The 14,082-nt window shown below is 64.9% G+C and carries 14 protein-coding genes; 7 read left to right on the top strand and 7 right to left on the bottom strand.

What is annotated here, in order from left to right; genetic code table 11:
• Window positions 1-147: 147 nt before the first annotated feature.
• A complete protein-coding gene (locus JQ587_RS02745) occupies window positions 148-1,071 on the top strand; it encodes a polyprenyl synthetase family protein (protein WP_212303302.1) in 924 nt (307 codons plus the stop codon).
• A 136-nt stretch (window positions 1,072-1,207) separates the two neighbouring features.
• Window positions 1,208-1,918: a DUF1345 domain-containing protein gene (locus tag JQ587_RS02740; protein WP_249149120.1), complete on the top strand. Its 711-nt coding sequence runs from the start codon at window positions 1,208-1,210 to the stop codon at window positions 1,916-1,918.
• A 24-nt stretch (window positions 1,919-1,942) separates the two neighbouring features.
• Here JQ587_RS02740 and JQ587_RS02735 read toward each other — a convergent pair whose 3' ends face one another.
• Together JQ587_RS02735 and JQ587_RS02730 are read right to left on the bottom strand one after the other, a co-directional pair.
• Window positions 1,943-3,757 carry a caspase family protein gene (locus JQ587_RS02735; RefSeq protein WP_212424341.1) on the bottom strand — a complete coding sequence of 605 codons (1,815 nt, stop codon included), beginning with the start codon at window positions 3,755-3,757 and terminating at the stop codon, window positions 1,943-1,945.
• Window positions 3,758-3,934: 177 nt separating this feature from the next.
• A complete protein-coding gene (locus tag JQ587_RS02730) occupies window positions 3,935-4,363 on the bottom strand; it encodes a GFA family protein (RefSeq protein WP_212424340.1) in 429 nt (142 codons plus the stop codon).
• A 95-nt stretch (window positions 4,364-4,458) separates the two neighbouring features.
• Between JQ587_RS02730 and JQ587_RS02725 the strand changes: the two genes are divergently transcribed.
• The 3 genes from JQ587_RS02725 (at window position 4,459) to JQ587_RS02715 (ending at window position 7,560) form a co-directional block, all read left to right on the top strand.
• Complete coding sequence (locus JQ587_RS02725) at window positions 4,459-4,833, top strand: nuclear transport factor 2 family protein (RefSeq protein WP_212424339.1); 375 nt, start codon at window positions 4,459-4,461, stop codon at window positions 4,831-4,833.
• Between the two features lie 214 nt (window positions 4,834-5,047).
• Window positions 5,048-5,905 carry a class A beta-lactamase gene (gene bla, locus JQ587_RS02720; RefSeq protein ID WP_212424338.1) on the top strand — a complete coding sequence of 286 codons (858 nt, stop codon included), beginning with the start codon at window positions 5,048-5,050 and terminating at the stop codon, window positions 5,903-5,905.
• A 44-nt stretch (window positions 5,906-5,949) separates the two neighbouring features.
• The gene (locus tag JQ587_RS02715) at window positions 5,950-7,560 is read left to right on the top strand and encodes a Na+/H+ antiporter (protein WP_249154145.1); all 1,611 of its coding nucleotides are present in this window, start codon (window positions 5,950-5,952) and stop codon (window positions 7,558-7,560) included.
• Here JQ587_RS02715 and JQ587_RS02710 read toward each other — a convergent pair.
• From JQ587_RS02710 to JQ587_RS02690, 5 genes are all read right to left on the bottom strand, one after another.
• Window positions 7,542-8,381 carry an N-acetylmuramoyl-L-alanine amidase gene (locus tag JQ587_RS02710; protein ID WP_212424337.1) on the bottom strand — a complete coding sequence of 280 codons (840 nt, stop codon included), beginning with the start codon at window positions 8,379-8,381 and terminating at the stop codon, window positions 7,542-7,544. The genes JQ587_RS02715 and JQ587_RS02710 overlap by 19 nt on opposite strands.
• Window positions 8,378-9,274: a TauD/TfdA dioxygenase family protein gene (locus JQ587_RS02705; RefSeq protein ID WP_212424336.1), complete on the bottom strand. Its 897-nt coding sequence runs from the start codon at window positions 9,272-9,274 to the stop codon at window positions 8,378-8,380. The genes JQ587_RS02710 and JQ587_RS02705 overlap by 4 nt, the downstream gene beginning before the upstream one ends.
• Window positions 9,275-9,412: 138 nt before the next feature.
• Window positions 9,413-10,693 (bottom strand): flavodoxin-dependent (E)-4-hydroxy-3-methylbut-2-enyl-diphosphate synthase, encoded by a 1,281-nt coding sequence (ispG, locus tag JQ587_RS02700; RefSeq protein WP_212303296.1) that lies wholly within the window; start codon window positions 10,691-10,693, stop codon window positions 9,413-9,415.
• A 12-nt stretch (window positions 10,694-10,705) separates the two neighbouring features.
• Complete coding sequence (locus JQ587_RS02695) at window positions 10,706-11,659, bottom strand: DMT family transporter (RefSeq protein ID WP_212303295.1); 954 nt, start codon at window positions 11,657-11,659, stop codon at window positions 10,706-10,708.
• Between the two features lie 118 nt (window positions 11,660-11,777).
• Complete coding sequence (locus JQ587_RS02690; protein WP_212303294.1) at window positions 11,778-12,272, bottom strand: Fur family transcriptional regulator; 495 nt, start codon at window positions 12,270-12,272, stop codon at window positions 11,778-11,780.
• A 156-nt stretch (window positions 12,273-12,428) separates the two neighbouring features.
• On the opposite strand from JQ587_RS02690, the gene JQ587_RS02685 reads away from it, so the two are divergent.
• Entirely contained in the window at window positions 12,429-12,911 is a 483-nt protein-coding gene (locus tag JQ587_RS02685) for a MarR family winged helix-turn-helix transcriptional regulator (protein ID WP_212303293.1), read from the top strand.
• Window positions 12,904-14,079, top strand: a complete 1,176-nt coding sequence (locus JQ587_RS02680) for an HlyD family secretion protein (protein ID WP_212303292.1) — start codon at window positions 12,904-12,906, stop codon at window positions 14,077-14,079. The genes JQ587_RS02685 and JQ587_RS02680 overlap by 8 nt, the downstream gene beginning before the upstream one ends.
• Window positions 14,080-14,082 lie beyond the last annotated feature (3 nt).

Genomic DNA, 14,082 nt, shown 5'->3' with positions numbered 1-14,082 from the left:
GCGCGAAATGAACGTGGCCGCGAATCCCGCCATTAAGTCTGTGATAATTCGGGCCTTTTCCAGCACTTTTTAGGCCTTCCAAACGATTGACTGGGGCGGGCGCATAAAGGATTGTCCCGCCGAATTTTAGTTCTGGAGCCTTTCTTGATGACCGGCACGTCCCCGTCCGATTTCGCCAAACGTCTGGACAAGACCGCTGATGACACCGAGGCCCTGCTCGGCCGCCTGCTGTCGGATGATATCCTGCACGATGAGATCGCCCGGCCCAAGCGACTGATGGACGCAATGCGCTATTCGAGCCTGAATGGCGGCAAGCGTCTGCGGCCGTTCCTGGTGGTCGAGAGCGCCACCGTGTTCGGCGTGCCGCGCGAGGCCGCGCTGCTCGTGGGTGCCGCGCTCGAGTGTATTCACTGCTACTCGCTGATCCATGACGATCTGCCCGCGATGGACAATTCGGACCTGCGCCGCGGCCGCCCCACCCTGCACAAGCAGACCGACGATGCGACCGCGATCCTCGCCGGCGACGGCTTGCTCACGCTCGCCTTCGACATCGTCACCCGCGACGAGATCCATCGCGACGCCAATGTGCGGCTGCTGCTGACGCGCGCGCTGGCGCGCTGCGCCGGCATCGGCGGCATGGTCGGCGGCCAGATCCTCGATCTCGCCGGCGAAGGCCGCTTTGGCGGCAACGAACCGATCGATGTCGCTCGCATTCAGCAGATGAAGACCGGCGCGCTCCTGCGCTATGGCTGCATCGCCGGCGCGATCCTCGGCCAGGCTTCGAGTGCGGAATACCAGGCGCTCGATGATTACGGTCGTGCACTCGGCGAAGCCTTCCAGATCGCCGACGATCTGCTCGACGTTGAAGGCGATGCGGCCGCGCTCGGCAAGCCGGCCGGGGCCGATGCGGCGCTTGGCAAGACCACCTTCGTCACCCAGCTCGGGATCGATGGCGCCAAGCAGCGCGTGCGCGATCTGCTCGCGCGCGCGGACGGCGCCGTCTCGATCTTCGGCGATCGCGCCGCCGTGCTGCAGGCCGCCGCGCGGTTCGTTGCCGAACGGAAGAACTGACCTTGGGTTTTCACCTCTCCCGCTTGCGGGAGAGGTCGCGCCGAAGGCGCGGGTGAGGGCTCTCTCCCCTTGGGGGTTCTTGCTTGCGGAGACACCCTCTCCCCTACCCTCGCAAGCGGGGGAGGGAGCGCCTTCGATGCCGCTCAAGCCTCACTGGACGATCTGCATGGAAAAAGAAGATCCCGTCCTCGCCCGCTTCCGTCAGATGTCGCGGCCGATGCGGCTGATTTACGCGCGGCCGCGGACCTTCATCTCGCTTGCCGTCGGCGTCCTCGTTTGCCTGCTCGTCCCCGGTTCGCACCGGCTGGTGACGCGACTGTTGTTCGGCTGGGATGCGCTGATCGCGGTCTATCTCGTGCTGGTCTACACGATGATGCTGTGTAACGACCACCAGCACATCCGCCGTGCGGCTGCGATGCAGGACGACGGCCGCTTCGTGATCCTGCTGGTGACGGCGATCGGCGCGTTCGCCAGCATCGCGGCAATCGTCTCCGAGCTCGGCACCCCGCACCGTGGCGCCGCGGAGCTCACCATCGCCATCACCACCATCGCGCTGTCCTGGGCCGCCGTGCACACGACCTTCGCACTGCACTACGCCCATGACTATTACCGCCATCCGCCCGGCGGACTGCAGTTCCCGAGCGGCGACAAGGAAGACCACGCCGACTATTGGGACTTCGTCTATTTCTCTTTCGTGATCGGCATGACCGCGCAGGTCTCCGACGTCGGCATCACCGACAAGACCATCCGCCGCACCGCCACCGCGCACGGCATCGTGTCCTTCATCTACAACACCGCGTTGCTGGCGTTGACGGTCAACATTGCGGCGAGCGCGATCGCGACATAACCGTCACGGGTTTCTTGTGGCAGATCAGTTGCAGACCTCGACATTGGCGTCATTGTGAGGGCCGCCGCCGCCGTGATATTCGAGATGGCAGCCGCGCTTGACGGGACGGCAGAGCAGATCATTGCAAAAGACCTGACCGCCACCGCCCGTGGCGCGACCGGCAGCGGCAGCGATGCCACCCGCCGCTCCAATGGCCGCGCCGGACTGGCGACGCTGACGTGCGGGCCGCTCATCGCCGTCGTCGCGCTTGGCGGTTGCAGGCTTGCCCGGCTTGGCAGCGCGCTGCTTCTCGCATTCATTGTCGTCGTTCAGCGCATAGCCGTCGCCGCAGACGATCTTGGTGCACTTGTCACCGTCAGCCTTGAAGCCGTGCTCGCAGACCAGCGGGCAGACGCGCGACTGCTTTGACTTGACCGTGTCGAGCGCATCGGTGCTCGCCATCTTCACGTCAAGCTTGGTGCCGGCGTAGCGGTTGAACTGCGACAGCGACCGCTGCGAGGACGTATTCCAATTGCCGTCAGCCTGACCGGAGAAACAGCCGACGCGGCCAAGCTCGGTCTGCACCGAGCGGCTGAGATCCGCCGGCGCGGTTGCCGGCGTCAGCGAGGCGACATTGGTGCCGGCGGGGCTCGCCGCGCCGGCAGGAGCGGCGTTCGGGGCTGCGGCGGCAAGATTGACGCGCTGCTGCTCGGCAGCTGCCGCCTGCTGCTGCGCCTGCTCCTTGGCTTTCTGCGCGGCAAGCTGGGCCTGCTCGGCCGCCTTTGCGTCAGCCGCGGCCTTGGCCTGGGCGTCCTTCTGCGCACCAAGCGCAGCGAGACGATCGCGCTCGGCCTCGGCCTGCTTGGTCTTCTCGGTCGCGGCCGCATGAACCTGCTCGGCCTGGATCTTGTCGAGCTGGAGCTTGGCAAGGTTCGCATAGAAACCGTCCGGATGCTGGGCCAGGAAGGCTTCCCACGCCGGCTTGTTGCCGACCTGAAGTGCGAGCTCATAGTCGCGGCGCATGTCGGCCTGCGGGTTCGTCGCGGGCGCAGGCGCTGCCGCGGTCACGGGCGCAGGCGCGGCCTTGACCGGCACCAGCGGCACGTCTTCGCCACCGAGCGAGCCGTAGACGAACGGCTCCTGCTTGTTGCCGGTGGACTTGAGCACGTCGTCGCGAACGAAGCCGAAGGCGCGGCGGACGTCGAGGCCCGGCGTCGTCAGATGCTTCGACAGCGCGATCGTGAACGGGCTGTTGGCGCCGTCACCATCCTGCGCCGTGAAGCCGGCCTTGGCCGAATAGGCAATCAGCGTGTTGGTGCTGGTCGGCTCGACCTGGGCCAGACCGCGGCCGATGCCGCGCGAGGCAAGCGTGCGCTTCATGGTCCTGCCGAACGGATTGTCGCGGCAGGCATCGAGGATCACCAGGCGAAGCTGCTTGGCCGGCTCGACCGCGACCAGCACGCGATCGAGCGAGAGCGCCTCATCATAGACGTCGGTGTCGCGCTCGAGCTTGGCATCGACCGGGATCAGATAGTTGGAGCCTTCGACCTCGATGCCGTGGCCGGCATAGTAGACCACGGCGATGTCGGCATCGCGGGTCGAATCGGCGAAGTCGCGCAGCACGCGCCGCGTGTCGAGCGCCGTCAGATCGCGACGGGAATCGACGACATCGAAGCCGGCATCCTTCAGCGTCTTCGCCATCACCGCACCGTCATTGACGGGGTTGGCGAGCGAAGGCGCGTGCTGATAGGCCGAGTTGGCCAGCACCAGCGCGACGCGCTTTCCGGCGAAAGCGGGCCCGGCGCCGAACAGCAGCGCGGCGGCGAGGAGCAATGGGCAAAGCCTGAACAAATTGCGCATGACACGACTTCCAAAATTCGAGGTAGTTCACACCCTCAGGGACAGCCTTAGCAAGATCCGCCGCCTGCGCTTGTGATGGAGGTCACGAAGGCGGCGCCGACAGGCCGAGGAACCCTTTTTGTTAGTCGCGCCAGTGCGTTGGCGGTTCGCCGCCAAATGCACGCGGGCCGGTTTCCTCTAGCCATCGCCGATGTGCCCCCGATGCTGCGGCAGATCGTCCGTGATCTCGTGCCATGGCGCCTTGGAGCCGACGAAAATGTGGGCGGTCGGGCGGATCGAGGGGGCATCGACCAGGGTTCCCATGGCGACATGGGCCCATTGTCCGTCGCGGACCCGGGAATACAGCAGCGAGCCGCACCGGGCGCAGTGCGCGTCATGGGTGGTGTCGTCCCCGTAGAGCCGCCGCTGGTCCTCGCCCCTGACGAGGTGGAGCTTGCTGTATGCGATGCCGGCGAACGGCTTGAAGGCGGAACCGGTGGTGCGGCGGCAGTTCGAACAGTGGCAGTTCAGCGCGTAGGCGAATGCGTCCGCCACCTCGTAGCGGACGGCGCCGCAATAGCATTCACCGGCAAGGATGCGAGCGATCGGTTGTTGCGAACCCGTCATGATGGCGCCCTCACGCAAATGGCAGAAGACATCCATAGCGCAATTTGATGTGTACGACTAAGTTCGCGGCCAGCCATCATTCAAAGGGATGACCCATGAGCCAGAACAGGTCCAGCGTCGAGGCGGTCGTGCAATCCTATTTTGACGGACTGTACGAGGGTGATGCCGACAAGCTCGGTGCCGTCTTCCACCCGTCCGCCGATCTGCGCTGGGTCGAAAAGGGCGAGCTGAAGATCCTGACCGTGCCGGACTGGCTCGCCTGGGTGCGCAAGCGCCCTTCCGCCAAGGCGGAAGGCAAGCCGCGCCAGGATTTCATCGTCACCATCGACCGCTCGGACGACAAGACCGCCTTCATCAAGGTCAAATGCCAGCTGCCGCCGCGGTTTTTCACGGATTACCTGGTGGCGATGAAGCTCGCCGACGGCTGGCAGATCGTTTCGAAATCGTATCGGTACGATCTGAAAGAGTGAGCGGCTCGCCTGCCGCTCACCGAAATCTGGCGCGCCCGCCCCACATTCTCCGATTGCGACCCCAACTCTCGCCACATGTCATTGCGAAGCCCTTGCGACGAAGCAATCCGGAGTCTCTTCGCGGAGGGATTCTGGATTGCTTCGCTGCGCTCGCAGTGACGCGGGGATAGCCCGCACGTTGCTCCCCACCTCGGTCTCCCTCGAAAGTCATCTCATGCTGCTCGACCGCCGCTCCCTGCTCGCCTCGCTGTGCTGGATGGCCGCTTCTCCCGTGCTTGCTGCGGAGGCGCCGCCCGAACTCGAAGCTTACGAACGCGAAAGCGGCGGACGGATCGGGGTCTATGCGGAGAATCTCGCCACGGGCGCCAAGCTCGCCTGGCGGGCCGACGAGCGCTTCGTGATGTGCTCGACCTTCAAGGCTTCGCTCGCAGCCTGCGTACTGGCGCGGGTCGATCGCGGCGAGGAGCAGCTGGCGGCGATGATCTCTTACGGCAAGACCGATCTGCTGGAGTACGCGCCGGTCGCGAAGCAGAACCTGTCGGCCGGCGCGATGTCGGTCGCGGACATGTGCAAAGCCATCGTCGAGCTCAGCGACAACACCTGCGCCAATCTGCTGCTCGCGCGGATCGGCGGCCCCGCCGCACTCACGGCATTCTGGCGATCGATCGGCGACACCACCTCGCGGCTCGACCATAACGAGCCCCAGCTCAACCGCTCGCCACCCGGCGATCCCCATGACACCACGACGCCGGCGGCGATGGCCGGCAATCTGAAGCGGCTGGTCACGGGCGAGGCGCTGTCGCCCGCTTCGAAGGCCCAGCTCACCGAATGGATGGTGGGCTGCAAGACCGGCGCGAACCGGCTGCGCGGCGGCCTGCCGGCCAGTTGGACAATCGGCGACAAGACCGGCAACAACGGCAAGGACGCATCGGGCGATATCGCGGTCGCCTGGCCCAAACCGGAAGCGCCGATCCTGATCGCGGCCTATACCCAGGGCGGCGCACCGAATGCGGCGCAGCTCGAAGCGGTTTTCGCGCGGATCGGGCGCGTGGTGGCCGAACGGCTGGTCTAACCCAGTCACATTGACCTCTTGGCCGCTTCCGGCCAAGACAGGTCATGATCGCAGCGAAATTCCAGACCTTTCTCATCCTGCTGGCCGTGCTGGCCGGCACGGCGCTGATCGCGCGCCGCTTCAACATGGCGCCTGCCATTTTGCTGATGCTCTCCGGCGTCGGCCTCGCGTTCGTGCCGGGCATGCCGCCGGTGGAACTGCCGCCGGAGCTGGTGCTGCTGATGGTGCTGCCGCCGCTGATCTACTCGGCGAGCGTCGCGATGAGCTGGCGCGAGTTCAGGAATAATCTACGTCCGATCGTGCTGCTCGCGGTCGGGGCCGTGATCTTCACTGCCGCAATGGTCGCGACGGCCACCCATTACGTGATCGGCCTGCCCTGGAGCATCGGTTTCCTGCTGGGCGCCATCGTCGCGCCGCCCGACGTGGTGGCGCCACTCGCGATCGCCCGCCGGCTGAACATGCCGCGCCGGCTTCTGGTCATTCTCGAGGGCGAGGGGCTCGCCAACGACGCCACCGCGCTGATCCTCTACCGCTTCGCGCTGGCCGCGATCGTGGTCGGGCATTTCTCGCTGCCGCTGGCGGCCGGCGAATTTGCGCTCATCGTCGCCGGCGAGATCGCCTTCGGCATCGGCGTTGGCTGGCTCTCTTTGCGCTTCCGCAAATGGTCCGGGGATCCGCAGGTCGAGCTGACGCTGTCGCTGATCACGCCCTACGTCTCCTATTGGCTGCCCGAGCATGTCGGCGGCTCCGGCGTGATCGCCACCGTCGCCTGCGGCCTTTATGTGAGCTGGAACGGGCCGCTGCTGATTTCGGCGTCGACGCGCCTGCAGGGCATCTTCTTCTGGGACCTCATCATCTATCTGATCGAGGGCCTGCTGTTCCTGCTCACCGGCTTCCAGATGCGCGCGCTCTACGAGAAATCGAAGATGTTCCCGCTCGACGACATCATGATCGCGACCGCATTGGTCATGACCATTATCGTTGTGGCGCGCTTCGCCTGGCTCTATCCCGCGACCTATCTGCCGCGGATGCTCAGCAAGTCGCTGCGCGCGCGCGATCCGTCGCCGCCCTGGCAATGGCCATTCGCGCTCGCATTCACCGGCGTGCGCGGCGCGGTGTCGCTGGCGGCCGCGCTGGCGCTGCCGTTCACGCTGCCCGGCGGCGAGACCTTCCCGTATCGCGATTTGGTCCTGTTCGTGGCCTTCGGCGTCATCTTCATCACCCTGATCGGCGTCGGCCTGACGCTGCCGCCGGTGGTGCGCTGGCTCGGCATCGCAGAGGCCGGCCGCAACGAGCATGTCGCCGAGCACGAGGCCGAGATCGCGGCGCGGCGCCAGGCGCTCGACGCCGCGCTGAAATCGCTGGACGCGTTGATGGAAGAGAAAGAGGTGTCGGACGAGGTGATGCGGCTCCTGCGCGCGCGCCATGAAATCCGCGTCAACCAGCTCCCGGATTCGCTCGATCCGACCCACCACGACGTCTCCGCCGCCGGCACCGCGCTGACCCGCGAGCTGATCGCCGCCGAGCGCAAATTCATCCACGACCTGCTGCGCGACGGGCAGATCACCGACGAGACGCGGCGCAGGATCGAGCGCGACCTCGATCTGGAGGAAGCGAGTCTGGCGAACCGGGAGTATCAGGGGGCGCCGCTGTAGTTTTTTTCGTCATTGCGAGCGCAATACGCGCGCATCGCCGCCACCACGGCCTTCGCCGTCAGCTCTCGTCGCGCCGGCGAGTTCATTGCCATCTCCTCGTCGCGATTGATGATGGAGCCGGCTTCCAGCAGGACCGCGGCGCTTCGGGTCTGCGAGAGTACGACGAGCCCGTCATAGCGGTAGACGCCGACATCCTTGTCGAGCAATGGATGCCGGTAACGGCCCATCAGCGGCAGGCTGTATTGGGTGGCGTATTGCAGGCCTTGCTCCTTCAATTCGCGGCCCAGCAGCTTGGCGAAGGCGAGGCTGGCAGCGAAATGCGGATTGCGCTCGGACACGAACAGCGAATGACCGCTGAAGCGGTCGCTGAAATAGCTCTTGGCGCCGTCGAATTCCCATGCTTCGAGCATCTTGTCCGGCACGGAATCGTGGTGGATTGACAAGAAAAAATCCGCATGCGCGTCATTGGCGGTTCCGACGCGCTTGAGCAGGCTGGCCCGCGCCTTGCCTTCGGTCACCAGCACGCGGGTCGCGGCGAAGCCCGCCGACTTCAAGCGCTCTCCGATCAGCCGCGTCAAATACAGGTTGAAGCCGAATTCCACGTCGTTGCGCGCGCTGGTCGCACCCTGCGATTCCGAGGTGTGTCCGACATCGAGGATGATTCTGAATTTGCGCGGATCGCAGGCCTCCGGCGCCGGCGGCTTGATCCTGGCTCTCGCGGCCTTTCGGGCCACAGCCGCCTCGCCATGGTCAGCCGGCAAGGCCAAAAGCGGGATCAGCCAAACAGCGATAGCGGCAGTGATGCGCCACGATATTTTCACACCGGCCGCTCCCCTTTCACCGTCACCCGCGTGCCGGAGCGTGTGTGCGGCCAGTAGTCCCACATCGCGCGGTGCTGGGTGCAGCGGTTGTCCCAGAAGGCGATGGCGTTCTCGGTCCAGCGGAAGCGGCACTGGAACAGCGGGTTCTCGGCGTGCTGGTAGAGATAGGCAAGCATCGCGTCGCTCTCGTCGCGCGGAACGCCGTTGATGTGGCGGGTGAAGCCGCGGTTGACGTAGAGCGCCTTCCTGCCCGTGACCGGATGGGTGCGCACCACCGGGTGCTCGGCGCTCGGATAGGACGGGCGATCGGCCACGCCATAGTTCGCATAGAGCCCGCGATAGATCGGCTCGCCGTCATGCAGTGCAGTGAGGCCGTCGAGATAGGCCTTCATGCGATCCGACAACGCCTCATAGGCCGCGTACATATTGGCGAACAGCGTGTCGCCGCCGCGCGGCGGGCATTGCTTGATGTAGAGAATCGAGCCCATCGGCGGCTCGAGATCGCAGGAGACGTCGGAGTGCCAGCCCTCGCCATTGGCGCGCGGCGAGTTCTTGTCGGCATAGATCTTCATCAGCGCCGGATCTTCGTCCTCATGCGGGGCGGCGGGATGAAAATGCAGCTCGCCGAACTTGCGGCCGAAGGCGAGATGCTGCTTTGGCGTGATGGCCTGGTCGCGGAAGAAGATGACGAGGTTCTCGGCGAGCGCGCGATGGATCTCGTCCATCTGCTGGTTGGAGCGCGCATCGCCCTCGACGAGCTTGCCGATATCGACGCCGGAGATTTCCGCGCCGATGATGGGAGTGAGCTTTTCGACCGCGATGGTCTCGTAAGCCGCGCCGTCTTCGGCGGTGTGGCGATAGCGCGGGCCCTGCTTGCCGGACAGCGAGCTCATCGTGTTGCTCCCGATCATTCTTGATTGGGAGACATGGTAGCCCGGATAGAGCGAAGTGCAATCCGGGCCGGTCGCGCAAAAGAAGAGGGCGGGTCGCTCGCCGCGAACCCGCCCTGCGATTCCAATATTTGAGAGCTGCTACTCCGCCGGCGCGGCTACCTTGGCGCCCTGGCCGTAGCGCTGGTCGATATAGTCGATCACCAGCGCCTTGAAATCGGCGGAGATGGTCGGACCGCGCAGCGTGCGGAACTTCTTGCCGTCGACGAACACGGGCGCGGCCGGCGCTTCGCCGGTGCCGGGCAAGGAGATGCCGATATTGGCGTGCTTGGATTCGCCGGGGCCGTTGACGATGCAGCCCATCACCGCGACGTTGAGCTCCTCGACGCCGGGATACTTGCTCTTCCAGTTCGGCATCTCGTCGCGGATGAAATCCTGGATCGAGCGCGCCAGTTCCTGGAACGTGGTCGAGGTGGTGCGACCGCAGCCGGGGCACGCTGCAACCAGCGGCACGAAGGTGCGGAAGCCCATGGTCTGCAGCAGTTCCTGGCCGACCTGCACCTCACGGGTGCGGTCGCCGCCGGGCTCCGGCGTCAGCGAGATGCGGATGGTGTCGCCGATGCCCTGCTGAAGCAGGATGCCGAGCGCGGCCGATGAGGCGACGATGCCCTTCGAGCCCATGCCGGCTTCGGTGAGGCCGAGATGGATGGCGTAGTCGGAACGCGACGCGAGATCCTGATAGACCGCGATCAGATCCTGCACCGCCGAGACCTTGGCGGAGAGGATGATGCGATCCTTGGGCATGCCGAGTTCTTCGGCGCGCGCGGCCGAGAGCAGCGCGGACTGCACCATGGCCTCGCGCGTCACCGCGCGAACGTCGCGCGGATTGGCGGAGGCGGCGTTCTCGTCCATCAGCTTGGTCAGCAGCTCCTGGTCGAGCGAGCCCCAATTGGCGCCGATGCGGACCGGCTTGCCGTTCTTGTTCGCGATCTCGATGATGTCGGCGAACTGGGTGTCGCGCTTGTCCTTGAAGCCGACATTGCCCGGATTGATGCGGTATTTGGCGAGCGCCTCGGCGCAGGCCGGATAGGCTGCGAGCAGCTTGTGGCCGATATAATGGAAGTCGCCGATCAAGGGTGTGGTGATGCCGCGCTTGGCGAGGCCATCGCGGATGTGCGGAACGGCGGCAGCGGCCTCCTCACGGTCCACGGTGATGCGGACCATTTCGGAGCCGGCGCGCGCGAGCGCTGCGACCTGGGCGATGGTGCCGTCGATGTCGGCGGTGTCGGTGTTGGTCATCGACTGCACGACGATCGGCGCGCCGCCGCCAACGGCGACGTCGCCGACCTTGACCTGGGTGGTCCGGTGACGCGGCGCTGGGCCTGCGATCTCGGAATCGAGGGGGTTTTCGAGCTTGTTCATGGGGTCCAAATATCAGGTTTTGGTGACGTTCAGCAATGCATCAGCTGGCGTCGCGGCCGTTTGGCTCGGACGGTTAACCAGAAAAAGCCCAGCAATTACAAGGACGGCTGCCGCCCCGAAGGCCAGACTTAAGGTGTCGTGCATGATGAAATAGCTACCCACCACGCCAAACAAAGGGGTGATGAAGGTAAAAGCCGACAATTTGCTGGCCGAATAGGCCTTCACCAGCGCGAACCAAAGCGTGAACGTGGTTCCCACCACCCAGATCGCCTGGAAAGCCAACAGGCCAATCGAGAGCGGCGACGGCGTGTGGGTGATGGATTCGCCGAACAACCAGGCGGCGGCGCCAAGGATCGGGATCGAGGTTGCGACCTGATAGCCGAGCGCCTTCTCGGGCGCGGCGAAGCGCAACCGCGTGCTCTTGGCAACCAGCGTGGTCGCGGCCCAGAGGGACGCTCCACCGACGATCATGAGATCGCCGAGCAGCACCTTGGCATCGACGTCCGGCTGCGGCACGCCGATTGCGAGCGCGACGCCGGCAAAGCTCACGGCGAGCCCCAGCCATTGCGAACCGCCAAGCCGCTCGCCGAGCATCTGATAGGACCCGAGCGCGACGAAAAACGGTGCGGTGTAGAGAAACACGACGGCGCGGGACACCGAGGTGAAGCGCAGACCCTGGTAGATCAGCACGAACTCGATGCCGAACATCACCCCGGCGGCGAGGCCGGCCTTCCACGTACCGTCGCGCTCGAAGAATTTGACGCCGCGGAAGCTGCCGATGATGAACAGCACCGGCAGCGCGCCCATCGAGCGGAAGGTGGCCTGGAGCATCGGCGGGATGTCCGGGAGCACCAGCTTCACCGCAATCTGGTTGAAGGCCCAAGTCAGGCACAGCATGAGCATCAGGGCGATGGCGCCAGCACTGAGCGGACGGCCGGCGGGCGGTATGGCTTGAGGTGTGGACATATCTTCCTGGGACCCGGCTTTGCGCCGTTGTTGCTTGTTTGGTCAGACGGCGGACTCTTCACCTCTCCCTTTGGGAGGGGTGAGCACCACCGCTTTGGCTTGAGCCGATTCCATCGCTTTAAGAGACCTTCTGGCAATGGGTGCAGACGCCCGTGATCTCCACCACGGACAGCTTTGGTGCGAAACCTGACGCGCGCGCCGCCGCGTTGAGCTCCTTGGCGAAGGACGCCGATGGGATCTCGCCGACGAGACCGCAACGCTCGCAGATCAGGAACGCCACCGCCGAGGTCGCATCATGGTCGTGGGCGGCGCAAGCAAGATAGGCGTTGCGGCTTTCGATGCGATGCACGAGGCCGTTGGCCATCAAAAAATCGAGAGCGCGGTAGACCGTGATCGGCGCCGGCCGCGGCATCGACTTTGCCAATTCGTCGATCACCTCATAGGCGCCGAGGGGGCGATGGCTGGAGAGCAGTGCGCCCAGCACTTGGCGGCGGATCGGCGTGAATTTCTGTGCCCGCTGCTCGCAGACCGCTTCCGCATGCGCCAGCGCGTCCGCGGTACAGCGGCCGTGATCATGGTCGGGCGTTGGAAATGCCGGCTTTGCGAGGGTCATTTGGCCTGCCTTCTAACATTTCGGCCGTGGAACCCAAAGCTCGTCCGGCACCGCGGCGGTCAGCCATGCTCTTGCTGCGGGACAGCATCGCTTTAATCCGCCATGAAAAAATCATAAGCTTGCTTATTATATTCAAGCTTATTGGAGACCAAGCTTATGACCCGCGGGTCTGTCGACCAGAATTTCCTGTTCACCCTCGGCGAGCTCTACCGCCTCTTGCGCGTCTATGCCGACAAGGAGGCCTCGCGCTTCGGCATCACCCGCGCGCAATGGGCGGTGCTGGCCAAGGTCGAACGCAGCGAGGGCATGAAGCAGTCGGAACTCGCCGAGCTGCTGGAGATGCAGCCGATCACGCTGACCCGGCTGATCGACAAGCTCTGCGACAGCGACTGGATCGAGCGCCGCAGCGACGCCTCGGACCGCCGCGTCAAACGCCTCTACCTCAAGAAGGCCGGCCGTGCGCTGCTGGGGAGAATGAGCGGCCTGAAATCGGAGCTCACGGCGAACGCGCTCGACGGCATCAGCCCGGCGGACGCCCATCGTCTCCTCACCCAACTCGAAACCATCAAGGAAAACGTGCGTACCGCGATCCAGACGTCCGGAGCGGAACAAGCGCGTAAGGAGCAGCGCTATGGCTGATCAGGTCATCAAATTCCAGCCCGAGCAGAAGATCGACAGCGGCAAGCCGACAAAGAAGGCCGGGACCGATCCGCGCCGCCGCTTCGTCGCCGGCCTGCGCCGCTATCGCCGCTTCCTGCTGATGGTGGTGCTGCCGACCGTCGCCGTGATCGCCGGCCTGACCTTCTATCTGAATGGCGGCCGCTATGTCGGCACCGACGATGCCTATGTCGGCGCGCAGAAGGTGCTGGTCACGCCCGACATCTCCGGCAAGATCGAGAAGGTCGTCGTCAAGGAAGGCCAGCTCGTCAAACAGGGCGACGTGCTGTTCGAGATCGATCCCGTGCCGTTCCGCCTCGCCGTGGACGACGCCAAGGCGCAGCTGATGCAGGCGCAGACGACCTATGACAATTTGCGCGCCAACATCAAGATCTACGGCGACATGCTCGATCTCGCGCAGAAGGGCATCGACCTGAAGCAGCGTGACGTCGAGCGCAAGCAGGCGCTGGTGAAGAACAGCTTTGGCTCGCAGCTCGATCTCGACAATGCCTCGAACGCCCTGGTCACATCAGGCTCGATCGCACAATACGTCAAACAGCAGATCTCGACCGCCAAGACCCAGCTGCTCGGCGACATCGACCTGCCGTTGGAGAAATTCCCGCCTTACGCCCAGGCCAAGTCCAAGCTCGAGAATGCCGAGCGCAATCTCGACCACGCCGTGGTGCGCGCATCGATGGGCGGCATCGCGACCCAGGTCGAGCAGATTCAGCTCGGCCGCTACGTCGCCGCCGGCACGCCGGTCTTCACCATCATCGACGTCGCCCACCCCTGGGTCGACGCCAATCCGAAGGAGAGTGATCTCACCTACGTTGCCGAAGGTCAGCCCGTCACGCTCGAGGTCGACGCGTTCCCGAACCACGTCTTCAAGGGCAAGATCGGCTCGCTCTCGCCCGGCACCGGCGCGCAATTCGCGATCCTGCCGCCGCAGAATGCCACCGGCAACTTCGTCAAGGTGGTGCAGCGCGTGCCGATCAGGATCTATTTCGACGAGAGCGACAAATACGTGAAGAAGCTGAAGGCCGGCATGAGCGTCTACGCCACCATCGACACCGGCCATCAGCGCTCGCTCGCCGGCCTGCTCGGCCTGTCTGCGACCGCAAGCCAAGATAAAGACCAGGACAAGGACTAAGTC

Origin of the sequence: Bradyrhizobium manausense (assembly GCF_018130615.1) — a bacterium.
GTDB classification, from domain to species: Bacteria; Pseudomonadota; Alphaproteobacteria; order Rhizobiales; family Xanthobacteraceae; genus Bradyrhizobium; species Bradyrhizobium manausense_A.
Note: the sequence above shows the minus strand (reverse complement) of the source record. Positions and strands in the feature narration are given on the sequence as shown.